The organism is Loktanella sp. SALINAS62, from assembly GCF_018263905.1.
Taxonomy (GTDB): domain Bacteria; phylum Pseudomonadota; class Alphaproteobacteria; order Rhodobacterales; family Rhodobacteraceae; genus Loktanella.
This window is the reverse complement of the sequence record NZ_JAAFZU010000055.1, coordinates 194,505-219,908: the sequence shown is the minus strand read 5'-3', so window position 1 is coordinate 219,908 and position 25,404 is coordinate 194,505. Positions and strand designations below refer to the sequence as shown.

Here is a 25,404-nt window from a genome sequence, read left to right as displayed (position 1 = left end):
CCTGCTGTAATGAAATACGTAATCTCGACCGCTGTTATGATGATTGGCCTGTCTGGCGCCGCGTCTGCCGGCGGTATGGCCGAACCAACGATGGAACCCGCACCTGCGCCCGTGGCACTGGCACCGATCGTCGCGTCCGACTGGACCGGTTTTTACGGCGGTCTGCACATCGCCACCGGTGACGTTGATATCGCGGGCAATAGCGTTGATGCGGACGGCCTAGGCCTGCATGCAGGCTACCGTTATGATCTGGGGTCTTATGTTCTGGGCGCAGAGGTCGATGTGACACGTCTGGACATCGACACCTTGCCCGATGACGGCACTGTCGCCCGCCTGAAAGGTGTTGCCGGTTACGACGCCGGTGCGTTCATGCCCTATGTCACCGCCGGGATCGCAAGCCTGAGCATCGACACAGCCGCCGACGACTTGCGCGACACCGGCAGCTTTTTCGGCCTTGGCGCGACCTATGCCGCAAGCGAGCGTGTCGATCTGTCGGTTGAATACCTGGAACACCAGTTCGACGATTACGAAACGCTGGGCGACGTCGATGCGTCGACCGCATCGGTGCGGGTGTCGTTCAATTTCTGATCCGGCGACCCTATGACCGATTTGGCGGGCATCCCGGCGGGGTGCCCGTTTTTCGTTTCTTCAGCCGTCGATCAATGACCCGGCATAGCTGACGATCCGGGTCAGAGCCGTGGCAAACCGGTCGTCATCCACCGTCATGGCCACACGGATATGACCTGCGCCACCAGCGCCAAAGCTTTCGCCCGGCATCACGCCGATTCCTTCGGCATCCAGCAGTCCGTTGGCGAAATCCTTGCCGCTCAGACCTGTCGCACGCACGTCCAGCATCGCATACATCGCACCCATGACGGGCGCGGCAGTCACGGCATTCTGACTGGACAGGGCATCCAGCACAATCTTGCGCCGCCGCTGGAATGGCGCGGCGACCATTTCTTCGAACGCGGTGCCTTGGGCCAGCGCGAACAGGGCGGCATCCTGCAGGAACGGTGCGACGCCATAGGTGTTGTGGGTTGCCAGATGGCCGATGGCCGCTATCGCATCTTCTGGTCCGCAGACCCAGCCGACGCGGCTGCCGGTCATGGCGTGGCTTTTCGACATCGACCCCACCACCAGCGTCCTGTCCTGCATGTCGGGCAGGCTGCGCGGGCTGATGTGGGCGCCGTCCCAGACCTGTGTGTCGTAAACCTCGTCCGAAATCAGCCACAGATCACGGTCGCGGCAGACGTCTGCGATCTCGTCCAGCGTGTCGCGTCCGTAAACCGCGCCCGTCGGATTGTTGGGCGAATTAATCAACAACGACCGCACATCGGGCGTTGCCGCCGCTTCCAGATTGGCGCGCTGCGGGTGAAACCCGTCTTCGGCCCTGACGCGTACGGGGCGGTCGATGGCACCGACAGCCCTGATCGTGCCGGGGTAGGTGGCATAATAGGGATCGATATACAGCGCCACATCGCCCGGATCGCAGACCGCATGATGTGCGGCGAACAAAGCGGCCTGACCGCCCGGCACGATAATGACATTGCGCGCCGTGGTCGCCACACCTGTGCGGGTCTGGATGCGGTCTGCCACAGCCGCGCGCAGGGACATGGCACCGGGCACAAGGCTGTAGCCAGTATTTCCCGCCACCCCCGACCGGTGCATCGCGTCCAGGATGCTGCGGTGGGTTCCGATGTCGTGTTCGCCCATCGTCAGTTCGATGACCGGTTGGCCCGCATCGCGCAGGGCGCGGGCACGATAAAAGACAGACCAGCCGTCGTCGCCACCGGTCGTGATATTCGATATACGGTTTGAAAGCTTCATGACCCCACACGAAAGGGCCATAGCGCCGGTGTCAAGCCGTCAGTGGTTGGGGCAGGCTGTCGCGCACCGCGCGGGTCAGGCCCGCGCGCACGATGTCATAGGACACGTTCAGGCGGTGGACCAGTTCGGCAGGATCGGCCGTCACCGGGACCGCGACCCATGACCGATGGAAATAGCGTGCCCGTGTTGCGGCGCCTGCGTCGATCAGCATCAGTGCCGTGTCGATACTGTCGGTCTTGACCGATACGCTGGTGCTGTCGGGCCCCATGCTGGCGAACAGCTTGCCGCCGATCTTCCAGCTGTCATGGCCCGGACCCAACGCGTCATCGTGGGTCGCGGCGGCAAAGCTGGCGCACAGCGCATTGACGGTCTCGCGGCTCATGCCCGCTAATCTGTGACAACCCAAATCCCTTGGCAAGATCGTTCAACACTGCTAGGGCTTGGGAATGAACAAGCGTTGCATTCTCATTTGCTGCATTATTTCCTGCTGATCCGCTCGGCAGGCTGCTTTTTCACGTTTCATCCTTGAACTGAACTCGCTAGGTCTGCCGCCGCGCATTGTCTGCCGCGAGGGCCCGATGACCACGATCCGACTGCATAATTCCAAGACCCGCCGGAAAGAAGATTTCCAGCCGCTCAAGCCCGATCACGTCGGGATGTATCTGTGTGGGCCGACGGTTTACGACCGCGCGCATCTGGGCAACGCGCGCCCGGTCATCATGTTCGACGTGCTTTATCGCCTGCTGCGACAGGTCTACGGCACTGATGCAGTGACATACGTGCGCAATTTCACCGACGTGGACGACAAGATCAACGACCGCGCCGCACAAACCGGACGCGCGATCGGTGATATCACCGCCGAAACGATCCGGTGGTATCACGACGACATGGATGCGCTGGGCGCGCTGCGGCCGACCCACGAACCCCGTGCGACCGGCTGTATCCCCCAGATGATTGCCATGATCGAAACGCTGATCGCGGGCGGCCATGCCTATGCCGCCGAAGGGCACGTGCTGTTCGCGGTTGAAAGCTTTGCCGACTACGGCGCGCTGTCGGGTCGGTCGCTGGACGACATGATCGCGGGCGCGCGAATCGAGGTTGCGCCATACAAGCGCAACGCAATGGATTTTGTGCTGTGGAAGCCGTCATCCGACGGCCAGCCCGGTTGGACCAGCCCATGGGGTTACGGGCGGCCCGGCTGGCATATCGAATGTTCCGCCATGTCAAAGGCGCTGCTGGGCGATACATTCGACATTCACGGCGGCGGCAACGATTTGATGTTCCCGCACCACGAAAACGAAGTGGCGCAATCATGCTGTGCCAACCCTGACGGCGATTTCGCGCGCTACTGGCTGCACAACGAGATGTTGCAGGTCGAAGGCAAGAAAATGTCAAAGTCGCTGGGTAATTTCTTTACCGTGCGCGACCTGCTTGATCAGGGCGTCGCTGGGACTGTGATCAGGCTTGTGATGCTGGGCACGCATTATGGCAAACCGATGGACTGGACCGAAAAGCGGCGTGAAGATGCGGATGCAACCCTGCGCCGGTGGTATGGCATTCTGGCCGGGCATCATTTCGGTCCGGACGTGATTGCGGCCTTGCGCGCAGACAATCTGTGGAAACCCGATGCCGAATTCATCGGCGTGCTGGCAAACGATCTGAACACATCCGGTGCCATCGCGCGGCTGCATGTGCTGGCCAAGGGTCGGACGGCCACGCAATTGGCGGGCTTTGCGCACGGGTTGGACATGTTGGGTCTGGTGCCCGACTGGGCCGCGCTGCCGCATCTGGACGGCGGCGAAGGGGGCGCAACCGTGTCTGCGGCCACCGCCGACCGGATCGACGCGCTGCTGGCCCGTCGCGCACAGGCCCGTGCGGACAAGGATTGGGATACCGCCGACGACGTGCGCAACATCCTGACGGCGGCGGGCGTGCTGGTCACGGACGTCGGGGGGCAGGCCACATGGTCCGCCGGCCCCGATTTCGACGCCGCCCGGCTGGAGGAAGACTGATGCCTCATTCATGCGCAAATAGGGATCGGACCAAACTTTTGCGAACGTTTGGTGGATCGGGGGCGCGGCCATGACCAAGGAACGCCTGTACCTATACGATACCACGCTGCGCGACGGGCAGCAGACCCAAGGCGTGCAGTTTTCCACGGCCGAAAAGCTGCGGATCACGCAGGTGCTGACCGATCTGGGCGTTGATTACATCGAAGGCGGTTGGCCGGGTGCGAATCCCACCGACTCGGAATATTTCGAAACGGTGGGGCAGATCACGCCGACGCTGGCCGCATTTGGCATGACGAAACGGGCAGGGCGGTCGGCTGAAAACGACGACGTGCTGGCCGCCGTTTTGAATGCGAACACGCCAGCCGTCTGCATTGTCGGCAAAAGCCATTCGTTCCACGTCAGCACGGCGCTGGGCATCACGAATGCGGAAAACACCGACAACATCAGTGCCTCTATCGCGCATATCGTGTCGCAGGGCCGCGAGGCGCTGTTTGACGCGGAACATTTCTTTGACGGCTACAAGGCCGATCCCGATTACGCGCTAGAGGCGGTTCACGCCGCCCATGCCGCAGGCGCGCGCTGGATCGTGCTGTGCGACACCAACGGCGGCAGCCTGCCGCAAGAGGTGTCTGATATCACCACAGCCGTGATCGCCAGCGGCATCCCCGGTGACCGGCTGGGCATCCACACCCACAATGACACAGAACATGCGGTCGCCAATTCGCTGGCCGCCGTCGCCGCCGGTGCCCGCCAGATTCAGGGCACGCTGAACGGGTTGGGCGAACGCTGCGGCAATGCCAACCTGACAACCCTGATCCCGACGCTGTTGCTGAAAGAACCCTATGCCAGCACGCTGGAAACCGGTGTGACGCATCACGCGCTTCAGGGGCTGAAATCTGCAAGCCGCGTGCTGGACGACATCCTGAACCGGGTGCCCGCAAAACAAGCCGCCTATATCGGGGCCAGCGCCTTTGCACACAAGGCGGGTCTGCATGCCAGCGCCATCGCCAAGAACCCCACGACCTATGAACACATCGACCCCGCGCTGGTGGGCAACGCGCGAATCGTGCCGATGTCCAATCAGGCCGGACAGTCGAACCTGCGCGAACGTCTGGCCAGCGCGGGGATCGTGGTGGAACCGGGTGACCCAAGGCTGGCGCGCATCCTTGACCGGATCAAGGAGATGGAATCGCGCGGCTATGCCTATGACACGGCACAGGCCAGTTTCGAGCTGCTGGCCCGGCGCGAACTGGGAATCATGCCCAATTTCTTCGAGGTGAAACGCTACCGCGTTACGGTCGAACGCCGCCGCAACAAGCGCGGCAAGATGGTGTCCCTGTCCGAAGCGGTGGTTGTTGTGAAAATCGGTGATGAACGGATGCTGAACGTGTCCGAAAGCCAGGGGCCGGATGGACGCGACCGTGGCCCCGTCAACGCGCTGGGGCGCGCATTGAGCAAGGATCTGGGCCCCTATCAGGCGATCATCGAAGACATTGATCTGGTCGATTTCAAGGTGCGGATCACAAGCGGCGGAATAGAGGCGGTTACCCGCGTCATCATCGACAGCGCCGATTCGCAGGGGCGCACATGGTCGACGGTTGGTGTGTCCGCCAACATCGTTGATGCGTCATTTGATGCGCTTGTGGATGCGATCAACTGGAAATTGGTGCGCGACGGTGCATCTGTCCAAGGGTGACACCGCTAAGGAGATGACATGAGCTTTGAGGCCTGTGCCGCCTTGGTCGAACGGGGTGATCCGCCACGATTTCGCGCGGCGATGGCCGCACCCGTGGCTGCGCGGCGCGTGCTTTTCCCGCTTTACGCCTTCAACCTTGAAGTGGCGCGCGCGCCTTGGGTCACGTCGGAACCGATGATCACCGAAATGCGGCTGCAATGGTGGCGCGATGTGCTGGACGAAATCGCGGGCGACGGCCCCGTACGACGACACGAAGTGACGGAACCGCTGGCCGATGTGCTGGACGCGCAAGGCGCCCGTGATCTGGACCGTTTGATCGCGGCGCGGCGTTGGGATGTCTATCCCGATGCGTTCGAGGACGCTGTCCATCTGGATGATTACATCGACGCCACGGCGGGCGGTCTGATGTGGACAGGGGCGCGTCTGCTGGGGGCTGAAAACGCTGAAAGTACCGTGCGTGATCTGGCCTTTGGCGCGGGGGTCGCGGCCTTTTTGCAAGCGGTCCCGACGTTGGAACAGGCGAACCGCAAACCATTGATCGATGGCACCCGCGACGGTGTGGCGGCATTGGCGCGGCGGGCGTTGGACCGTTTTGATCGCGGGCGCGCAGCGCAGCGTGAACTGCCGCAGGTCGCGCGTGCCGCGATCCTGCCGGCGTGGCAGGCGCGCCCCCTGCTTACGATGGCGGTCCGTGATCCGGGGCGCGTGGCCGACGGTGCGTTGCAGATCGGCCCGATTGCGGATCGGTTACGTCTGGCGCGCGCGGCGATGACGGGCCGGGTTTAGGCCGCTTTGCGCACGCCACCGCGCGCCAGCCAGACCAACGCACCCGCCGCCAGAATCAGGAACGGCACCATGGCGATGTTCACGTATGACCAGCCCTGCACCGCAGATCCGCCTGCACAATTCATCAACCCGCCCGATGCCAGCGACGCCAGCGTGACCATTCCGAACACGATCATGTCGTTCAGACCCTGAACGCGGCCGCGCTCTGCAGGGCTATGGCTGCTAGCCAGCATCGTGGTCGCGCCGATGAAACCGAAATTCCAGCCCAGTCCCAGCAGAACCAGCGCAACATAGAAATTACCCAGCTCGACCCCCGACAATGCGACGATTCCGGCGACGCCAAGTAACGCCAGACCGGTGCCGATAATCCGTTCGGCGCCAAAGCGCGCGATCAGGTGACCGGTAAAAAAGCTGGGTGCGAACATTGCAAGCACATGGCCCGTCACGATGTTGGACGCGTCGCTGACGCTGTACCCGCAGCCCACGACCGCCAGTGGTGTCGAGGTCATGACAAGGTTCATCAGCGCATAAGCAACCATGGCGCAAATGATGGCCACCGCGATGCGGGGTGTCGTCAAAAGCTGGCCGATGCTGCGTCCCTGATCCGATCCCATCACGGGACGCGGCGGTTTGGGGATGCGCAGCAGCGGAAACAGGGCCATGCCGATCAGGTTCAGCACGATCGCGCCATAGTATATCGGCAAAAACCGGGCCACGGTCGCATCCGGATTGTTAAAGGTCAGATAGGATACCAGTTGCGGCCCGATGATGGCCGACACCAGCCCACCCGCCAGTACGTATGAAATCGCCTTGGGCCTAAAGGCGTCGGATGCGGTATCCGCGGCGGCAAACCGAAAAAAGCCCTGCGCGCTCATGTAGATGCCGGTCAGATAGCTGCCCAGCAGGAACAGCGCGAAATGCCCGATGGTGATGGCATAGCCAGACAGGGCGGCGCCGATCAGCCCGCCTGCGGCCCCGGTCATGAACCCCGCGCGACGGCCGTACCGCTGCATCAGGTTGGACAGCCACGGCGCTGTGGTCATCGATCCGAACACGATCATCGAAATCGGCAGTGTCGCAAGGCACGCGATGGGCGATAATTGCTGCCCGGCCAGTCCGCCCACGACAAAGATCATGGTGATCTGGCTGCCAAGGATCGCCTGTGCTGCAACAAGGATGACAACATTGCGCTTGGCAAGCCGGTCGTCTGCGGGAGCTGATATCTGGTTCATGCGTGACTTATGACCTGTCGATCAGATGTGCGAAAGACCCCGCGACGCGGCCTGCGACCAATCCCATGTCCGGCAGGGCGGTGCCTGCGGCGTCGGTGGCGGTAAACAGCGGCTGCCCGGTTGCTGACAGGGTGGTGGCGTAATGAAACTCGTGCCCCGCCCATGATCCGGCCATACGTCCCTGTGCCGCCATCAAATTGCGGTAGCCCAGATGCAGGCGGCGCGTCTGGAAAGAGGTGTGCAGGTCCAGCAGGCCTGCCATTTTATGTGTCGTGCCGTCGGCATCTGTCAGGGTTTGCCCCAAAGCCATATATCCCCCACATTCACCATATATATCAGTTGATTGCGCGGCATGCCTTATGCTTTGCATGAACTGAATCGCAGCGCTTAACTGGCCCGCGTGCAGTTCCGGGTAGCCGCCGGGAAGCAGGATCAGGTCGGCGGCTGGCACCGCCATATCTGCCAGCGGCGAAAACGGCGTCACCGTCGCCCCTGCGGCCTGCCATTCCGCCAGTTGATGCGGATACACAAAGCTGAACGCCGCGTCCTGCGCGACAGCGATCCGTTGGGCGGGCGGATCGACGCGGACGGGCGGGGCTGCGGTCAGGGACGTGGCCAACGCGGTCAGGGACGTCAAATCCAGATGCGCCGTCATCACATCGGCGGCGGCGTTCAGAAAGGTGTCCAGCGCCGGGTCCTCTTGTGCTTGCACAAGGCCAAGGTGACGGGATGGACGCGCAAGTGCCGCGGCGCGCGGGATACAGCCCAGCACCGGCAGGCCCAGCGGGTCCAGCGCGCGGCGCAGCATCGCGGCGTGTCGGTCAGATCCGACGCGGTTCAGGATCACGCCCGCAATCCGGACATGCGGATCGTGGGCGGCAAAGCCTGCGACCAGCGGTGCGATGGATTGCGCCATGCGGGCGGCGTCGACAATCAGCACCACAGGCAGGTCCAGCAAGCGGGCCAGATCTGCCGTCGCGCCGCGCCCGTCAGGGGGGGCACCGTCGAACAGGCCCATCGCGCCTTCGATCAGCAGCAAACCGTCGCCTGACGCACGGGCGCGCAGGCTGGCAGGTGTCATCGCCCAAGCATCAAGGTTCAGACAGGCTCGCCCGCAGGCGGCGGCGTGAAACGCAGGGTCGATATAGTCGGGTCCGGATTTCGCGCCGCGCACAGGGACACCTTGGCGGGACAACGCCCGCAGAACGCCAAGCGTCACAGTCGTCTTGCCACTGCCCGATGCGGGCGCTGCAAAAATCAGGCCGCGGGCGGGGGCCGGGTTGGTCACGGCAGGATCAGGCGGATTCGGCGGGCAGACCCCGGCCAAGCGGGTCCAGATTGCGCGGCGCATCGCCCGCCATCATGCCTTGCCAGTCCAGCACCTGCCGCATCAGCACGGATTGCCCGACGCAAATGATCGCGGGCGGTTCCATGCCGGTGGCTTCGATATCGGCGACAAGCGACCCCAGCGTCGTTTCCAGCACCCGCTGGTCGGCGGTCGTGGCGGATGTGACGACGGCCACGGGTTCGGACGGTTGCCGCCCGGCGTCCATCAGGTGTCCCGCGATCTGGGCGGCGTGCTTCATCCCCATATAGATGACCAGCACCTGACTGCCCTTGGAAATACTGGCCCAATCCAGTGACGACGGTGCCGCCCCGCTCTGGTCGTGGCCTGTCACGAACGTGACCGATTGGTTCACGTCGCGGTGGGTGACCGGAATGCCCGCATAGGCCAGACCGCCGATGCCTGCGCTGATGCCGGGAATGATCCGGACGGGGACGTTATGTTGCACAAGGGTCTGTGCCTCTTCCCCGCCGCGGCCAAAAACGAACGGATCGCCGCCCTTTAGTCGCAGGACACGTTTGCCGGCGCGGGCCAGATCGACCAGCCGCAGGGAAATATCGCGCTGCTTTGCCGACGGTTTGCCGCCACGTTTGCCAGCATAGATATGTTCCGCCTGGGGCGCCCAATCCAGTATCGCCTCTTGCACCAGCGCGTCGAAAATCACGACGTCGGCCTGCCGCAGCGCATTCAGCGCGTGCAGGGTCAACAGCCCCGGATCGCCGGGGCCCGCGCCACAGAGCCAGACCCAGCCGGGTTCCATCCGGGGCCAGTCAAATGCGGGAAGGGATATGCTGTCGCTCATGTGCGCTTTATGGCCCAAGGTCGTCGCGTTGAAAAGGCGGGCAGCGGCGATTTGCGGTCTCTTGGCGACAGGCGGCGCAACACATATAGTCCACGTCATGACGCGCAAACCCGACGGTCCCCTGCGCCGTGGCTGGACCACGGGCGCCTGTGCAACGGCCGCCACAAAGGCCGCGTTGCAACGCCTGTGGGGCGGCGCATTTCCTGACACCGTCACCATCACGCTGCCGCGCGGCGAAACGCCCGTGTTTGCGGTGGCGCACAGCGCCGCGGGCGACAACTGGGCAGAGGTTGGGATCACCAAGGATGCGGGCGACGATCCCGACGTCACGCATGGTGCCCTGATTATCGTGCGGGTGGCCGCATCGGACGGGGGCGTGGTATTCCGCGCGGGTGACGGTGTCGGCATGGTGACAAAGCCGGGCCTGCCGATCCCGCCGGGTGAACCCGCGATCAATCCGGTCCCGCGCACCATGATGGGCGATGTGGTGGCCGAACAGGCGGCGGCCTATGGCATGTCGCCCGATGTGACCATTACCGTATCGGTGCCGGGTGGTGCCTTGATCGCGCAAAAAACGTGGAATCCGCGATTGGGTATCGCGGGTGGGCTGTCGATCCTTGGGACCACGGGTGTGGTGCGGCCGTTTTCCTGTGCCGCTTGGATTGCGTCGATCCATCGCGGAATAGATGTCGGCCGTGCAGCCGGATTGACCCATGTTGCGGGCTGTACCGGGGCCACCAGCGAGCGGACCGTGCAGGCACTTTACGGTCTGCCCGATCACGCGATGCTGGATATGGGCGATTTCGCGGGCGGGATGCTGAAATATCTGGCGAAACACCCGATCCCACATGTCACCATCGGTGGCGGCATCGGAAAGATGACGAAACTGGCGCAGGGCGCGCGCGATCTGCATTCCGCGCGCTCGCAGGTGGATTTTGCGGCGCTGGCCGAACGGACAGCGCTGCCGGAAATCGCGCAGGCGAATACAGTCTTGCAGGCCTATCAGATGGCGGGCACACCACTGGCACAGGCCGTGGCGCAGGATGCGCTGGCGGCGGTCACGCGTGACTTTGGGGGGCAGATGACCTTTGACATCGTCATTATTGACAGGGACGGGCAGATCATCGCCCGGGCAGACAAATGACATTACTGCTGCTGGCAGGCACGGGCGATGCGCGCAGGCTGGCGCATGGGCTGGCCGATAGCGACATTCCGGCAGTGGCGTCCCTTTCGGGCGCGACACGTCAGGCGCAACCGCTGCCGATTCCCACACGCGTCGGCGGGTTTGGCGGCGACGCAGGCTTTCGTGCGTATCTTGCGTCAGCGGGAATCACTGCCGTGCTGGATGCAACGCATCCTTTTGCCAGTTTCATCAGTGCGCGCACCTCTGCCGTGTGTCGCGCGCTGGGGGTGCCGTATCTGTATCATCTGCGCCCTGCGTGGACGCCCGGCCCGGACGACCGTTGGACGATGATCGACCGGGAAGAGGACGCTGCCCACCACATTCCGGCAGGCAAGACCGTGTTTCTGGGCACCGGGCGGCAGACGCTGGACCGGTTCCGCAATCTGGAAGGGCGGCGCGTCATCTGTCGCCAGATCGACCCGCCGACAGCACCCTTTCCGTTCGAGGGGGGTGAATTCCTGATCGGTCGCCCGCCGTTTTCGGTGCCGCATGAACGCGATCTGTTCTGCGCGTTGGGGATCGACGTGCTGGTGGTGAAAAACGCAGGCGGCAATGCAAGCCGCACGAAACTGGTGGCCGCCGCCGATCTGGGACTGCCTGTGGTGATGGTCCGCCGCCCGCCGCCACCGGACGCGCCCATTTGCGATGATCTGGCGGAAACGCTGGAATGGGCCAAGAAGCAGTGACGACGGGCCGGATCATCACCGGCCCCGACTGCGTGGCAGAAGGCGCCGCTTTTCTGGCGGCGGTCGATGACCGGATGGGCCATGCCTTGGGCCGCATCGGGCCGCTGCCCCTGCGCCTGAAGGACGATGGTTTTGCGGCGTTGTTGTCCGCGATCTGTGGCCAACAGGTCAGCGTGGCGTCCGCCAGCGCGATTTTTGCCCGGCTGACGGCGGCGGGCATGACTGATCCCGCGACGGTGGCCGCCAGCGATGTCGATACCCTGCGCGCCTTGGGGCTAAGCCGACCGAAAGCGCGCTATGCGATCGCATTGGCGCAGGCCGGGATCAATTTTCAGGCCTTGCGGACCATCCCAACCGAACGCGTGACCGAAACCCTGATCGCTGTGCCGGGCATCGGGCGCTGGACGGCGGAAATCTATGCCATGTTCAGCCTTGGCCGGGCCGATGTCTTTGCGTCCGGGGATCTTGCCCTGCAGGAAGGCGCGCGCATGCTGTATGATCTGCCCGACCGTCCGACGGACCGCGCGCTGCGTGACATGGCTGTCCGCTGGTCACCATGGAGATCGGTTGCGGCGCGCATTCTGTGGGCCTACTACGCTTTGGAACGATCGCGAGAGGGGATCCGATGACACGCGCACTTAACGCAGGCCGCAAGGAACCGAAATCAGGCGAGGTCCGCGCCGCGGTCATATTCCTGCACGGATATGGTGCGAACGGTGCCGACCTGCTGGGGCTGGCCGATCCGCTGGAAGACCACATGCCCGACACGCTGTTTCTGGCCCCCGATGCGCCCGAAGCCTGCGCCGGTGCGCCGATGGGATATCAGTGGTTCCCGATCCCGTGGATCGACGGGTCCAGCCAAGAGGAATCAGAAGACGGGCTGCGTCGCGCCAGTGCCGATCTGGATGCGTTTCTGGACGGTGTGATGGTGGACGAAGACCTGTTGCCGGAACAGGTCATGGTCGTGGGGTTCAGCCAGGGCACGATGATGGGCCTGCACGTGTTGCCGCGCCGTGACGATCCGGTTGCCGGTATGGTCGCCTTTTCGGGGCGATTGTTGCAGCCGGAACTGCTGGTGGACGAGGTCGTCAGTCGTCCGCCCGTCCTGCTGGTGCATGGCGATCAGGACGAGGTTGTTCCGCCGCAGTCACTGCCGCTTGCAGCCGAAGCCTTGCAGCAAGCAGGCTGGAAAGAGGTTTACGCCCACGTAATGAAAGGCACCGGTCACGGGATCGCGCCGGACGGGCTACAAGTGGCGCTTGCGTTCATGGCTGACCGGCTTGGGATGGACTGAAACCGCCTGAAAAACCTGTCATGCAAAATTCATTTGGAATTGGCTGGACACTAGATATAGTCGTTAACAACAGGTGGCGCGCCACGTGCGATTGGCAAAGCGCCACCCCCGACCAATTGGGACGTGGGCGACATGGACGGCGATTTCAGAACTGAATTTGTGCGTGATCCGGCGGGGTTGAAACACTTTCCCGCGCTGGTCCTGAACGCGGATTACAGACCGCTCAGTTACTATCCGCTCAGTCTTTGGCCATGGCAGGACGCGGTCAAGGCGGCGTGGCTGGACCGGGTGCAGATCGTCAGTGAATATGACGAAGTGGTGCACAGTCCATCCACTGTGATCCGGATCCCGTCCGTTGTGGTGCTAAAAGATTATGTTCGTCCTCAAAAGCGCGTGGCTTTCACGCGCTTTAATTTATTTCTGCGTGACGAATTTTGCTGCCAATACTGTGGTGCAAAGGGTGATCTGACGTTCGACCATGTGCTGCCGCGTGCACGCGGCGGGATCACAAGCTGGACCAATGTGGTTGCGGCCTGCAGCCCCTGCAACCTGCGCAAGGGATCACAGGTGCTGCGCAAATCCGGGCTGACCCTGCGGCGACTACCGCGCCAGCCGCAACCGTCGGAATTGCAGAATGTCGGGCGCAAGTTTCCGCCTAATCATTTGCACGAAAGCTGGATGGATTTTCTGTATTGGGATGCAGAACTTGATGCCTGAAATGGCTTGGATCGGCCCGCTGCGCTAGACTTTCGTTTCACCAATCGGTAACACGCACGCGTTAGCGCTAACGCGCACTCCGGGAATTGGAGCCGTCATGGTATCTCGCGTTATTCCGGTCGATGATTTCGACCTCGTCATTTTTGGCGGCACGGGTGATCTGGCCCGCCGCAAGATCCTTCCGGGCTTGTTCCGCCGCTTTCGGACCGGGCAGATGCCCGAAGCCAGCCGGATCATTGGTGCCGCGCGGTCCGAAATGGATTCGGCTGGCTACCGTGACATCGTGCGTGACGCGATCATGGAATTCGGCGGCGACGAAAAAGCCGATACCGACGCGCTGGACCAGTTCGTCGGTGCGCTGGAATACATCGCCATCGACGCAAAAGGCGACGGTGGCTGGGCCGATATGAAAAAGCTGATCCGCGAGTCTGTGATCAAAGCGTTCTATTTTTCCGTCGCCCCGTCACTGTTCGGTGATCTGGCGGAACGGCTGCACGCGCACGGGATTGCGGACGCCGACAGCCGGATCGTCGTGGAAAAACCGTTCGGGCGCGATCTGGCCTCTGCCAAGGCGCTGAATGCCACGCTGGCCGAACATTTCGAAGAATCGCAGATCTACCGGATCGATCATTATCTGGGCAAGGAAACGGTCCAGAACCTGATGGCCGTCCGGTTTGGCAACGTGCTGTTCGAACCGTTGTGGAACAGCCATTACGTCGATCACATTCAGATCACAGTGGCCGAAACGGTCGGTGTCGGCGGGCGCGGCGGTTACTATGACAAATCGGGCGCGATGCGTGACATGGTGCAGAACCATCTGATGCAGTTGCTGTGCCTGATTGCGATGGAACCGCCCAGCGTGTTCGGCGCGAACGAGGTGCGCGATGAAAAGCTAAAGGTGATCCGTGCCCTGCAACCGGTCGAATCGCATCATATCGTGCGCGGCCAGTATGATGCCGACGGCAACGAACCCAGCTACCGCGCCGACGTGGAAAACCCGCGCAGTTTCACCGAAAGCTTTGTAGCGATGAAATGCCATGTGTCGAACTGGCGTTGGGCCGATACGCCGTTCTATCTGCGGACCGGCAAAAAGATGAAAGGCCGGGCATCCGAAATCGCCGTCGTGTTCAAGGATCTGGGCCACAAGATGTTCGAAGGCGACACCGCGCGGCACCGCAATATCCTGGCCATCCGCCTGCAACCGAACGAAGGCATGGATCTTCAGGTCACGATCAAGGAACCCGGGCCGGGGGGTATGCGTCTGATTGATGTCCCCTTGGACATGACCTTTGCCGATGCGCTGGGTGATGACGCGGAACCCGCGACCGATGCCTACGAGCGGCTGATCATGGATGTGATCCGGGGCAATCAGACCCTGTTCATGCGGGGCGACGAGGTCGAGGCCGCTTGGGCCTGGACCGATCCCATCATCGAAGGATGGGAGGCACGCAACGATGTGCCGAAACTGTATGATGCGGGGTCCGCTGGCCCCGAAGATTCGATGATGCTGATGCATCGCGACGGGCGCCGCTGGCGCGAAATCAAAGGCTAAGACAATGGAAATGATCGCATATCCCGATACCGAAGCGATGATGATGGACCTTGCAGGCAAGCTGGCCAGCGAATTGCGTCAGTGTTTGCTGACGCAGGATCATGCGTCATTGGCGGTGCCGGGCGGCAGCACGCCGGGGCCGATCTTTGACAACCTGTGTGACGCCAATCTGGACTGGTCGCGCGTCCGCGTGATGCTGACCGACGAACGTTGGGTGCCCGAATCCAGCGACCGGTCCAACACCGGGCTGCTGCGCCGCCGTTTGCTGACGGGCCGCGCGGCGGACGCGGTGTATCTGCCGCTATATGCCGATGCACCCACGCCAGAGGACCGTCTGCCCGAACTGGAAGAATCGCTGCAACCGGCGCTGCCCTTGTCGGTTTGCCTGCTGGGCATGGGAACCGATATGCACACCGCGTCGATTTTTCCGGGGGCGGACCAACTGGACCGCGCGCTGACCGGCAACGATACGCTGGTGGCCATGCGCGCGCCGGGTGCGCCCGAACCCCGCATCACGCTGTCGGCGCGTGTGCTGCGCGACGCGATGCACCGCCATCTGGTGATTGTCGGCGGCGAAAAGCGCGACGCGCTGGAACGCGCCCGCAGCCTGACACCGCAAGAGGCACCTGTCGCCGCCATTCTGGACGGCGCAACCGTCCACTGGGCAGAAAGCTGAAAACCATGTTCGATGTCCTGAAACGACACCATGCCGGAATAAAGGACCGCCGGTTCGCAGATATGCTGGACGCCGACCGCGCGCGTGATTTCAGCGCAAGTCTGGGTGATATGCGGTTCGACTACGCCAAGACCAATATCGACCGCGAAGGCCGTGCCTTGCTGATCGACCTGCTGGATGCGCGCGGCGTGGCCGACCGTCGTGACGCGATGTTCAGCGGTCAGGCGATCAACGAAACCGAAGGCCGCGCCGTTCTGCATACCGCCCTGCGCAATCTTGACGGCGGGCCGGTCACGGTGGACGGACAGGACGTCATGCCCGACGTGCTGGCGACGCTGGACCGGATGGGTGATTTCGCGGCAGCCGTGCGCGATGGCAGTTTTGCAGGGCAGGGTGGCCGGATCACCGATGTGATCAACATCGGCATCGGGGGGTCCGATCTGGGACCGGCGATGGCGACACTGGCGTTGGCACCCTATCATGATGGCCCGCGCTGTCATTTCGTGTCGAACGTTGACCCGGCCGATATCGCGCAGACGCTGTCGGTCTGCGATCCTGCCACGACGCTGGTGATCGTGGCGTCAAAGACCTTTACCACCATTGAAACCATGACGAACGCGCAGACCGCGCGCGACTGGATGGCGGCCAGCGTGGCGGATACAGGCGCACAGTTTGCGGCCCTGTCCACCGCCGCCGAAAAGACGGCCGCGTTTGGCATTGCACCCGAACGCGTGTTCGGGTTCGCCGATTGGGTCGGTGGGCGTTATTCGATGTGGGGACCGATCGGGCTGTCGCTGATGATCGCCATCGGGCCGGACCACTTTCGCGCGTTCCTGCGCGGTGCGCAGACGATGGACACCCATTTCCGCGATGCACCATGGGACCGGAACCTGCCCGCGCTGCTGGCGATGGTCGGGATCTGGCACAATCAGGTCTGCGGCTACGCGACCCGCGCCGTGCTGCCCTATGACAACACACTGTCGCGTTTGCCTGCGTATCTTCAGCAGCTTGAAATGGAAAGCAACGGCAAGGGCGTCAGCATGGATGGCGCGGAACTGCCCTATGCCTCTGGTCCTGTCGTCTGGGGTGAACCGGGCACCAACGGCCAGCACGCGTTCTATCAGCTGATCCATCAGGGCACGCGGGTCATTCCCTGCGAATTCATGGTCGCCGCACGCGGGCACAATGACGATCTGCACCACCAGCATCGCCTGCTTGTCGCGAATTGTCTGGCCCAGTCAGAGGCGTTGATGAAAGGCCGCGATCTGGACGCGGCACGTGCAAAGGTCGCGGGTAGCTTTGCCGGTGATGAACTGGAACGGCAGGCGATGCACCGCGTTTTTCCGGGCAACCGCCCGTCCACCACGCTGACCTATCCAATGCTGACCCCGCAGGTGCTGGGCATGATCGTGGCCCTGTATGAACACCGCGTTTTTGTCGAAGGCGTCGTGCTGGGCATCAATTCCTATGACCAATGGGGCGTGGAACTGGGCAAGGAACTGGCGACGTCACTGCAACCTGTGGTCGAAGGCAAGACCGATGCGGCGGACAAGGACGGATCGACTGCCGCCCTTGTCGCGATCCTGCGCGAACAGGGGCTTTAATCCGCGATCTGTTCGATCTGCCGGATTTCGGCGCGCAGGCTGTCGGGCAGGGGCCGTTTGGTATTATCGGGGTTCAGCATCACCAGCACCGCGTGGCTGGTGGTGGTCAACCTGTCCCCGACCCAGACGCCGTATTCCATCGTGAAACTGGAATTTCCCATTTTCATGATGCGGCCCGTCAGGATGTAGCGGTCGGTCAGCTTGACCTCTGAGCGGTAATCCAGATCGACGGCGCGCAGCACGAATTTCGGGCGCGTGTCTGAGTCTCTCCATAGCGTAAACTGCTGGAAATAAAGAATCCGCAGGTTTTCGAACCACTTGAGGTAGACCGCGTTGTTGACGTGCTGCAGCGCGTCGATTTCACCGAACCGCACCTGATCGGCCATTCCAAACCGCCAAGGTTCCGGAATGCCCGCAGGGCGCAGATGATCGGCGTGAAGCGGTGTCAGAAACGGAATATCCGTCATACGGCTGCGGTCACGATGATTTCGATTTTGTAGTCTGGTGTGGCCAGCTTGGCCTCGCCGGTCCAGCGGGCGGGCGCATGTCCGGGCGCGACCCAAGTGTCCCAGACTGCATTCATCGCGGCAAAATCGGCCATGTCGGCGACCCAGACCTGAGCGGTCAGGATACGCGTCTTGTCGGTGCCGGCTTCTGCCAGCAGGGCGTCGATGCTGTTCAGGACGGCCTGTGTCTGGGCGGTCGCGTCTTCGCCGGGGGCACCGACCTGACCGGCCAGATAGGCGATCCCGTTGTGTACGACGGCTTGTGACATCCGGGCACCGGATTGAATGCGTGTAATGGTCATCTGGGATGTTCCTGCGCGATGGAGGGTGGAGCGGGTAACGAACCCCGCTGTGATGTCGTTTCCCGTATCAATTCGTAAGGTTTCGTCAAGTAAATTGGGTATTTACGATAGACGTTGTGACGGCACGTTGGGTTAAATCCGCAGCGGTATTTTCGATCACGCCATGCTGTGTCTTGGCTGCTCATGTCCAACACCCGACAGGTTTGTGTCTGCGAACCAGTCCGGACCCCTCTTTGCTGCGTCGATCTCTTCGGCGGTCAGTCCGGCTTTCCAATAGCCCGAAGTGATCACCTGTTTTCCAGAGAGTTCCAGATCATCGAGGGCGAACCGCCGCAGCCGCCGCATCTTGTTGGCTTCGCAAGCGACGAAAAGCAGGCCCGACTGACCGAACGTCATGGTCCGAAGCTCGGCTTCGACCTGACTGACAGTCTTGTACCGCGAAATTTTCACCGGTCTTCCCGGTTCGACTGGCGGTAGTTGCGTATGACTGTCGTTGAGCAGCATCAGCGCCCTGATATCGCGACCGATATGTGCGTTTTCGATCAGTGTCGAGATTAACGGTAGCGCCGTCATGTCACCGATGAGAACGGCTGCGTCATCGCATGGCCCGGCAAGCGAGACCTTGGGTGGGCCGCCATGACGCCATTGCAGGTTATCGCCGTGGCGAGCCTGACGCAGCCAGACGGCTGCGGGGCCGTTTCCGTCGTGAAGAACAAAGTCCACATCGAACCGACCGTCCGCGTGCCAGCGCCGGTAGGTAAATGTGCGCGGTCTACGTAAACGCACGCCCGCTGGGTCTGGGAAAAACAGCTGACAATGTCCGCCGTGAACCCGGCGATGAAACGGCTGTGGACCCACCAGCGGTATGAACGTCACGCGCCGCATTGTCGCGCCGAGCGGATAGATCCGCTCGACACTGACATCATGAATGGTCTCAGTCGACGCCATAGATCTGCGCGATGTCTTCAAGCATCAATTCGGCGGCGAGAATGCCGCCTGCGGTGTTCCAGATGGCATCGCTGACGGCATGGACCCGGCCTGCCTGAACCGCCGACAGCGATTGCCAAAGCGGGTCGGTCAGGACGTCCTCGGCCAGTGCATCGCCCTCGCCGTCACCAGTGTCCCACGTGAAATGGAATATCCGGTCGCCGTCCATATTCGGGATGCTTTCCTTGCCAGTCGAAATGGCGAAAGCTTCGACATTCTGATTGTCAGGGCGCTGAAATCCAAGGTCTTGCAAAAGAACGCCAGAGAAACTGTCGCGTTGGTAGATACGAATTTGTCCGGGAAGAAAGCGGATGACAGATACCTCTTCCGCGAGCGCATCGCCAAGCGATGTGCGAACTTCGTCAACATTTTCATCATAGGCAGCGATTGCGATCTCCGCCTCGTCCTGAAGGCCAAGAGCTTCGGCGTAGAGGCGGAAATTGATCTTCCAGTCACCGCGTAGTTCCTCCGACAGGACCGTAGGCGCGATGGCCGACAGTTGCGGATAGATTTCTTCTTGGCGCTGCGCATTTCCGATGATCAGATCGGGTTCCAGAGCTGCGATCAATTCCAGATTTACCGCGCTTTCGGTGCCTACTGGCACAGCGTCACCCATCTGGTCCGCGATATGATCCCACCACGGGTCACCATTCCAGGAATTTGCCGCACCCACAGGGACCATACCAAGCGCGAGCAGTGCCTCGGTTCCTTCGTTGGTCAGGACGACCACGCGCTGCGGATTTTCCGGAACATCGGTCGTTCCCATGGCGTGGCTGATGTCGCGGGCCTGAAGTGGACTGGCGAACAGTGCGACCGCGACAGGCAGAGCCGCGAAGACGGTTTTGAACAGTGACATTGACGGAATCCTTATTTCCGAGTGATTTGGTATGGTTATGAGTTATTTGTTGACTAAATCAATCAAGAATGTCAATTGGCCCCGTAAAACTGCGGGCATCCTGTGACCAAGCTCTTATTTACACTCGTCTTTGTCTTGGCGTTCGCGATCGGTGCGAGTTTGCATATCGGTCTGCGGACCTACTCTCCTGCGGTAGTGCTTGAAGCCTTGCAGGGCGGTGAAAGCACAGATGCGATCATCATTGCCACGCTGCGCATTCCGCGCACGCTGATCGGGATTTGCGCTGGTGCCGCATTCGGTGTGTCCGGTTTTCTGATGCAAGCGGCGACCCGAAATCCGTTGGCCGAACCCGGCCTGTTGGGAATCAATGCTGGGGCGGCTTTCGCCGTCGTGCTGGGGTTCTCCCTGTTTGGAACGCTGGGGCTGGGGGGGATCGGTGCGCTTGCACTGGCTGGCGGATTGACCGGAACCTTGCTTGTTTTTGCGATCGTCAGCGCGGCAGGGCGGACGGCAGGACCAGCGACGACACTTCTGGCCGGGGTGACGATGGCTGCGATGCTGTCGTCATTGACGCAAGTGATGCTGCTCGTCGATGAAACGGCGCTTGAAACCATGCTTTTCTGGCTTTCCGGTGGCTTTGCCGACCGGGGACTTGCACTCCTGACACTTGGTCTGCCGACGCTTGTCGTGGGCGGGCTTGGCGCTCTGGCGCTTGCTCCGTCACTTGACGCGCTCAGGCTGGACGACGACAGCGCGGGGGCGCTGGGGGTCAGGGTCGCGGGTGTGCGGCTGGGCGCGCTTTCACTGGCGGCCCTGCTGGCGTCCGGCGCTGTGGCCGTGGCGGGGCCTGTCGTTTTTCTGGGTCTCGTAGCCCCGCATCTGTCCCGGCGGCTTTGCCCGTCTAGCGGCAGCGCGCAGCTGATCGCGGTGACCGCGTTGGTTGGTGCAACCCTCGCCGTTCTGGCGGATATTGCGGCGCGGCTGATCGTGGCGCCCGGCGAGGCACCAATCGGTTCGGTTCTGGCTCTTGTGGGTGTGCCCGTTCTGATTGGCCTTCTCCGGCAGCGGCGGGAGACGGTTCAGTGATCGCGCGCGCGCCGCTTTACCGTCTTTTGGCACCTGCCGCCTGCCTGATTGCACTTACGGTCGTCGCGACGGGGATCGGGTCGAGCTATATGCCGCTTGATCGCGTCGCGGCCGCTTTGCTTGGGCAAGGCGAGCGGATGGACGAAGTCATCATCTGGACCCTGCGTTTGCCGCGCGTCGCACTTGCTGTTCTTGCTGGCATGGCGCTGGCGCTGGCGGGCGCATTGCTCCAGCGGGTCACGCGTAATCCGATTGCCGCCCCCTCTGTGCTGGGTGTCACTGACGGCGCGGCTGTGGGCGTCGTTGGGTTTCTTTGGTTATTCTCGGACGATGCCAATGCCTTGACGGTCTCGATCCATTGGCAACCGCTGGCGGCCGCAATCGGGGCGTTCGTCTTTGCGGGGTTGGTGACGCTTTTTGCCCTGCTTGACCCCGGCGGACGAACCCCGTTGCGGATAATCCTGTACGGTATTGCGCTTGCGGCGCTGGCCAAGGCAGCGGTCACGCTGATGATGATCCTCGGGCCGGTGTATCGCGCGGGGCAGGCGCTGACATGGCTGACCGGTTCCGTCGGTGCCGCACACTGGACCGACGTGTTCACCGTTGCCGCAGGGCTTGTTGTGGCCTCGGTCGCTTTCGTCTTGATGCGCGGCACCATCCGGCAACTTGTTCTTGATCCTGAAAGTGCCGCAGCGACGGGCGTTCGCGTGGGGCGGGCGCAGGTCGCTCTTCTTGCTTTGGCCGTCGGCTTGACCGCTCTTGCTGTTTCGCAGGTCGGCGCGGTGGGCTTTGTAGGGTTGATCGCGCCGCATGCCGCGCGGCTGCTGCACGGGCAGTTCACGGGTGGCTATCTCATTGCGACGGCCCTGATCGGCGGTGCGCTGGTTCTTGGCGCTGACACGCTGGCCCGCGTCATCGCGGCCCCGCTTGAATTGCCTGCAGGCGCGCTGACCGCGTTGATCGGTGCGCCGCTTTTTATCCGGCTGCTTTTGAAAGGACGCCGCGTTTATGGCTGATGCACTCGCCCGGCTTCATGGTGTGACCGCGTGCTATGATGGGATCACCGCACTCGATCTGATCAATCTTGATCTGCCAGAAGGGCAGGTCATCGCTTTTTGCGGGCCAAATGGCAGCGGCAAGTCCACTGCGTTGCGGGTGCTGCGGGGATTGCACAAGGTTGAGGGGGGCACCGTCGACGTGGCGGGCCGTCCGCTGCGTGATTGGGTGCCAAAGGATCTTGCGAAAGCGGTCGCGATGCTGAGCCAGTCGCCGGAAGCTCCGCCCGAACTGACTGTTCAGGATCTTGTGCGACTGGGCCGGTTTACACACCGAAAGCGGTTTGCGGGGCACTCCGGCGAGGATCATGCCGCCTGCGCCAATGCTCTGGCCGCCACCGAAATGACGGGGCTCGCAGAGCGGCCGATCGGGCATTTGTCCGGCGGGCAAATGCAGCGGGCCTGGATCGCGATGACGATCGCACAAGAGGCGCCACGGATCTTTCTGGACGAACCGACCAACCATCTGGACGTGGCGCATGCGTTCGAAGTGCTGGAACTGGTCCGCCGCCTTAACCGGACCGAAGGACGCAGCATCGTTCTGGTGCTGCACGATCTGAACATGGCGATGCGCTACGCCGACCACGTCGTGCTTTTCGATGCTGGCCGCGTTGTGACATCCGGTCCGGTTCGCGAGGTTCTGACTGAAACCCGCGTGGCGGATGTATTCGGCATTCGCTGCAAGGTCATCGATGTCAGTGGCGAGGATATTCCTTTTCTCATCACGCTGCCTGACTGATGCTCAAAGCCGCAAAAGCTTGTCGCATATACCGGGACCAAAAAACGTGGTCTGGCCAGCCGCGCGTGGAATAGCATGCGCCAGCTTAAACGTTTCGGGCAGCGTCAGATGCGGTCACCCCACGTCAAACTTGATCTGTAACGCGCCCTGATCTTGCCGCTGTCGAGCGCGAAGAGATGTAGCCAACCGTTGTCAAAGAGTTGCCGCACCTGATCGTGTTTGCGCAATACTTCGGTGATCGCCTCGGTCGGGGCGTCGATCATCACGGACAGACGCAGCGGATCGTGCGCCGGGGTTTCGCCATCGTGCACCGCTTGCCACGGCAAACCGGGACGCAGTTGACCGCCGTTTCCCTGCACCACGCCGATACCACCGACGACGTTGTGGATCAGTTTGTTACCGCCGCCGAACACCTGCGGTGCAACGGTCGATCCATAGTATTGCAGGCTGATCCAGCTTGCGACCACGACCGGCGCCGTCAAGATCAATTCCAGCGTGGCGAATCCGTTATCGGCGCGCCAGTCGTAATTGTGCAGAAATGCACGGCCTTTCAGGTCACGGCCTGCCGTTGCGCTGCGCGGGGCAGCGATGAAGGCGGCACAACCTGCGAGGCCCCATTCCGGACGCATCTCGGCCCAGTCGGCCGCGCGGCCGAGCAGGCTGTTGCCAGTCGCACCGGGCAGCCGCTGCGCGCGTTCCGCCCGTGCCAAACCGCTTGCCGCGCAAAGCCAACCCTGCACTTGGGCCAAATCTGTCGTGTGATCCGGTGCTGGCGTATCGGGGTAAAGCGTCACCTTGTCCGTCACGGTGTCGTGCAGGGCGGCGACGAAATGCGTGTCGTCGGCCAGATGGATGCCGTGCTGCGGCAAACCTGCACGCGTTTCGGGATCGTTTAGCAGTGCGGCCAGCAGACGGGCCGACACTTCGCCCGTCTGGCCACCACAGGCCCCGCAGTGATACCCGCTTTCATGTGGATTGTTGGTCACTTGTGCGCCGTGTCCGACCAGTAAAACCAGCCGTGCGGTGTTCTGCGTCAGGCTCATGGCGCGCAAGATCGATGCCGCTGTCTGTGCCTTGGCCTCGGGCGATAGGTCCGTTTCAAGGCGGGGCATCGGGCCCGGTGCAAGCCCGGTCGTTCCACTGCCAAGAGCGTCTTTCATCAGCTTCAAACCATAGGCGGGTCCCGCTGCTTCTACGAAGGCAAAAGAGGATACCGCCGCCTGCCGGAACCGGCCCCAAGCGCGGGTGGCACGCGCGCTGATGCGGGCCGTGGTTTCGCTGGCTGCATCGGTGTGGCTGGTCGAAACCAGCGCCGGGTTCAACAAGGCAGGCAGATGGGATTGCACCGCGTCGGTGCCGTGTTGGCGATGCGCCACGGGTAGCCCGAAGAAACCGGCAAAGCCCAGCGTTTCGATCCCGTCGTTCTGCGCCTCAAGCTCCCGCCGCATGACTTCGGACCGGACATCGATGCAAAACGCCGCCTGAAGGTCGGGGCGCCCGGCGCGTTCTGCTGGACCCGACAGGACCGCGCCAAGATGCCGTTGGTGGCCGCGTTCAGCCGCGTCCTGCAAGATCGCGTCGAGCACCTGGTCAGGCGTCGGCGCGACAGGAGCCGCATGTGCAGCGACTGTCGCCTGCCAGTGATCCGTGACCTGTGGGTACTGCGCCAGCAATGCTTCTTCCCAGATCAGGCGGATCGCCAGCAGATCGGTCAGGGTGCTATCCGTGCCGCCTGCCAGTTCCGCCTGCCACAAAAGCCACCGCGCATGTTGTGACCAGCCGCCCAGATCGATGAGAAGCCGGTGAAAGGCGGTGGGCCCGGCGTCTTTGGCCAAACCCAGCCGCTCTGCCGCGCGCAGAATCGCGCGTTCGGCGGTATCGGGCGCCTGCGCGATATGGGCGCAGAACCCGGACAGCCCCGCAATCTCGGGCGTCAGGTCGTGGGTCGCCCATTCACGCCATGCGGCATAGGCCGTGTTGTCGGGCCTTGGTGTCCACAGGGCCTGACCGCGGTCGAAATGGCCCGCGGCCCAAAGTCCGAAACACCGGTGCAGAATGGCGGACCAGTCGGTGCCGGTTGACGTGGCCGCCAGATCCGCGACGGTCGGCAGTGCCGCAGCTTGTGGCGCATCGACATGGATCTTTGCTTTCAGCAGCGCCAGGTCACGGGGCTTCATGGGTAGTGTCGATGCGATCAGCGCGGCCGCCAGATCGTCGTCCGTGATTTCGCCCGCTGCAATTTTTGCGCGGTAGCTCGCGCGTGGTGGCGTCAGGCTGACACCCGCGACGCGACCCAAGCGGGCGGCGGCATGAACCAGATCTTCGCCCGATTGACCAAGAAACGGATTAACGGCCACCGTGGCATCCAGTGGAAAAGCCGGTGGGATTGTGCGTGCCGCCGTTTTGGCAGCGTCCAAAATGGCACTTACCATGTCGGGTGCGACGGGTGTGGTGTTCATAA

Annotated in this window: 25 protein-coding genes; 15 read left to right on the top strand and 10 right to left on the bottom strand. The window is 62.5% G+C overall.

Annotated elements, in window-relative coordinates:
• Nucleotides 1-9: 9 nt before the first annotated feature.
• On the top strand, nucleotides 10-588 hold the full coding sequence (locus tag GZH79_RS15575) for an outer membrane beta-barrel protein (protein WP_211644679.1): 579 nt from the start codon (nucleotides 10-12) through the stop codon (nucleotides 586-588).
• Between the two features lie 60 nt (nucleotides 589-648).
• Here GZH79_RS15575 and GZH79_RS15570 read toward each other — a convergent pair whose 3' ends face one another.
• Together GZH79_RS15570 and GZH79_RS15565 are read right to left on the bottom strand one after the other, a co-directional pair.
• Nucleotides 649-1,827 (bottom strand): pyridoxal phosphate-dependent aminotransferase, encoded by a 1,179-nt coding sequence (locus tag GZH79_RS15570; RefSeq protein WP_211644678.1) that lies wholly within the window; start codon nucleotides 1,825-1,827, stop codon nucleotides 649-651.
• Between the two features lie 31 nt (nucleotides 1,828-1,858).
• On the bottom strand, nucleotides 1,859-2,209 hold the full coding sequence (locus GZH79_RS15565) for an MmcQ/YjbR family DNA-binding protein (protein WP_211644677.1): 351 nt from the start codon (nucleotides 2,207-2,209) through the stop codon (nucleotides 1,859-1,861).
• A 196-nt stretch (nucleotides 2,210-2,405) separates the two neighbouring features.
• Between GZH79_RS15565 and cysS the strand changes: the two genes are divergently transcribed.
• From cysS to GZH79_RS15550, 3 genes are all read left to right on the top strand, one after another.
• Complete coding sequence (cysS, locus tag GZH79_RS15560) at nucleotides 2,406-3,839, top strand: cysteine--tRNA ligase (protein ID WP_211644676.1); 1,434 nt, start codon at nucleotides 2,406-2,408, stop codon at nucleotides 3,837-3,839.
• Between the two features lie 70 nt (nucleotides 3,840-3,909).
• Nucleotides 3,910-5,535, top strand: coding sequence for a citramalate synthase (gene cimA / locus GZH79_RS15555; protein WP_211644675.1), 1,626 nt, complete (start codon nucleotides 3,910-3,912; stop codon nucleotides 5,533-5,535).
• 18 nt (nucleotides 5,536-5,553) lie between these two features.
• Entirely contained in the window at nucleotides 5,554-6,321 is a 768-nt protein-coding gene (locus GZH79_RS15550; protein ID WP_211644674.1) for a squalene/phytoene synthase family protein, read from the top strand.
• Here GZH79_RS15550 and GZH79_RS15545 read toward each other — a convergent pair.
• From GZH79_RS15545 to cobA, 3 genes are read right to left on the bottom strand one after another with little or no spacing between them, the layout of a single operon-like run.
• Entirely contained in the window at nucleotides 6,318-7,553 is a 1,236-nt protein-coding gene (locus tag GZH79_RS15545) for an MFS transporter (protein ID WP_211644673.1), read from the bottom strand. The genes GZH79_RS15550 and GZH79_RS15545 overlap by 4 nt on opposite strands.
• A gap of 7 nt (nucleotides 7,554-7,560) precedes the next feature.
• The gene (locus tag GZH79_RS15540) at nucleotides 7,561-8,904 is read right to left on the bottom strand and encodes a cobyrinate a,c-diamide synthase (protein ID WP_211644672.1); all 1,344 of its coding nucleotides are present in this window, start codon (nucleotides 8,902-8,904) and stop codon (nucleotides 7,561-7,563) included.
• Complete coding sequence (cobA, locus tag GZH79_RS15535) at nucleotides 8,849-9,700, bottom strand: uroporphyrinogen-III C-methyltransferase (RefSeq protein ID WP_211644671.1); 852 nt, start codon at nucleotides 9,698-9,700, stop codon at nucleotides 8,849-8,851. Before cobA ends, GZH79_RS15540 begins: the two co-directional genes overlap by 56 nt.
• 97 nt (nucleotides 9,701-9,797) lie before the next feature.
• Here cobA and GZH79_RS15530 point away from each other — a divergent pair, with 97 nt between their 5' ends.
• The 8 genes from GZH79_RS15530 (at nucleotide 9,798) to pgi (ending at nucleotide 17,412) form a co-directional block, all read left to right on the top strand.
• Nucleotides 9,798-10,844, top strand: coding sequence for a cobalt-precorrin-5B (C(1))-methyltransferase (locus tag GZH79_RS15530; RefSeq protein WP_211644670.1), 1,047 nt, complete (start codon nucleotides 9,798-9,800; stop codon nucleotides 10,842-10,844).
• Entirely contained in the window at nucleotides 10,841-11,569 is a 729-nt protein-coding gene (locus tag GZH79_RS15525; RefSeq protein ID WP_211644669.1) for a cobalt-precorrin-6A reductase, read from the top strand. The genes GZH79_RS15530 and GZH79_RS15525 overlap by 4 nt, the downstream gene beginning before the upstream one ends.
• On the top strand, nucleotides 11,551-12,198 hold the full coding sequence (locus tag GZH79_RS15520) for a DNA-3-methyladenine glycosylase 2 family protein (protein ID WP_211644668.1): 648 nt from the start codon (nucleotides 11,551-11,553) through the stop codon (nucleotides 12,196-12,198). Before GZH79_RS15525 ends, GZH79_RS15520 begins: the two co-directional genes overlap by 19 nt.
• Nucleotides 12,195-12,863 carry an alpha/beta fold hydrolase gene (locus GZH79_RS15515; protein WP_211644667.1) on the top strand — a complete coding sequence of 223 codons (669 nt, stop codon included), beginning with the start codon at nucleotides 12,195-12,197 and terminating at the stop codon, nucleotides 12,861-12,863. The genes GZH79_RS15520 and GZH79_RS15515 overlap by 4 nt, the downstream gene beginning before the upstream one ends.
• A gap of 132 nt (nucleotides 12,864-12,995) precedes the next feature.
• Complete coding sequence (locus tag GZH79_RS15510; protein WP_211644666.1) at nucleotides 12,996-13,580, top strand: HNH endonuclease; 585 nt, start codon at nucleotides 12,996-12,998, stop codon at nucleotides 13,578-13,580.
• A 97-nt stretch (nucleotides 13,581-13,677) separates the two neighbouring features.
• Entirely contained in the window at nucleotides 13,678-15,132 is a 1,455-nt protein-coding gene (zwf, locus tag GZH79_RS15505) for a glucose-6-phosphate dehydrogenase (RefSeq protein ID WP_211644665.1), read from the top strand.
• Nucleotides 15,133-15,136: 4 nt separating this feature from the next.
• The gene (gene pgl, locus GZH79_RS15500) at nucleotides 15,137-15,808 is read left to right on the top strand and encodes a 6-phosphogluconolactonase (RefSeq protein WP_211644664.1); all 672 of its coding nucleotides are present in this window, start codon (nucleotides 15,137-15,139) and stop codon (nucleotides 15,806-15,808) included.
• A gap of 5 nt (nucleotides 15,809-15,813) precedes the next feature.
• Nucleotides 15,814-17,412 (top strand): glucose-6-phosphate isomerase, encoded by a 1,599-nt coding sequence (gene pgi, locus GZH79_RS15495; RefSeq protein WP_211644663.1) that lies wholly within the window; start codon nucleotides 15,814-15,816, stop codon nucleotides 17,410-17,412.
• Here the strand turns inward: pgi and GZH79_RS15490 are convergent.
• The 4 genes from GZH79_RS15490 to GZH79_RS15475 form a co-directional block, all read right to left on the bottom strand.
• On the bottom strand, nucleotides 17,409-17,879 hold the full coding sequence (locus GZH79_RS15490; RefSeq protein ID WP_211644662.1) for a thioesterase family protein: 471 nt from the start codon (nucleotides 17,877-17,879) through the stop codon (nucleotides 17,409-17,411). The genes pgi and GZH79_RS15490 overlap by 4 nt on opposite strands.
• Nucleotides 17,876-18,220 (bottom strand): RidA family protein, encoded by a 345-nt coding sequence (locus GZH79_RS15485; protein WP_211644661.1) that lies wholly within the window; start codon nucleotides 18,218-18,220, stop codon nucleotides 17,876-17,878. Before GZH79_RS15485 ends, GZH79_RS15490 begins: the two co-directional genes overlap by 4 nt.
• A 156-nt stretch (nucleotides 18,221-18,376) precedes the next feature.
• Nucleotides 18,377-19,006: a siderophore-interacting protein gene (locus tag GZH79_RS15480; RefSeq protein WP_211644660.1), complete on the bottom strand. Its 630-nt coding sequence runs from the start codon at nucleotides 19,004-19,006 to the stop codon at nucleotides 18,377-18,379.
• 148 nt (nucleotides 19,007-19,154) lie between these two features.
• Nucleotides 19,155-20,063 carry an iron-siderophore ABC transporter substrate-binding protein gene (locus GZH79_RS15475; protein WP_211644659.1) on the bottom strand — a complete coding sequence of 303 codons (909 nt, stop codon included), beginning with the start codon at nucleotides 20,061-20,063 and terminating at the stop codon, nucleotides 19,155-19,157.
• Nucleotides 20,064-20,165: 102 nt separating this feature from the next.
• On the opposite strand from GZH79_RS15475, the gene GZH79_RS15470 reads away from it, so the two are divergent.
• From GZH79_RS15470 to GZH79_RS15460, 3 genes are read left to right on the top strand one after another with little or no spacing between them, the layout of a single operon-like run.
• A complete protein-coding gene (locus GZH79_RS15470) occupies nucleotides 20,166-21,149 on the top strand; it encodes an iron ABC transporter permease (RefSeq protein ID WP_211644658.1) in 984 nt (327 codons plus the stop codon).
• Nucleotides 21,146-22,165 carry an iron ABC transporter permease gene (locus GZH79_RS15465; protein WP_349291218.1) on the top strand — a complete coding sequence of 340 codons (1,020 nt, stop codon included), beginning with the start codon at nucleotides 21,146-21,148 and terminating at the stop codon, nucleotides 22,163-22,165. The genes GZH79_RS15470 and GZH79_RS15465 overlap by 4 nt, the downstream gene beginning before the upstream one ends.
• Entirely contained in the window at nucleotides 22,158-22,943 is a 786-nt protein-coding gene (locus tag GZH79_RS15460) for an ABC transporter ATP-binding protein (protein WP_211644657.1), read from the top strand. The genes GZH79_RS15465 and GZH79_RS15460 overlap by 8 nt, the downstream gene beginning before the upstream one ends.
• A gap of 104 nt (nucleotides 22,944-23,047) precedes the next feature.
• Here GZH79_RS15460 and GZH79_RS15455 read toward each other — a convergent pair whose 3' ends face one another.
• Nucleotides 23,048-25,402 (bottom strand): DUF2309 domain-containing protein, encoded by a 2,355-nt coding sequence (locus GZH79_RS15455; RefSeq protein ID WP_211645037.1) that lies wholly within the window; start codon nucleotides 25,400-25,402, stop codon nucleotides 23,048-23,050.
• Between the last annotated feature and the right edge of the window lie 2 nt (nucleotides 25,403-25,404).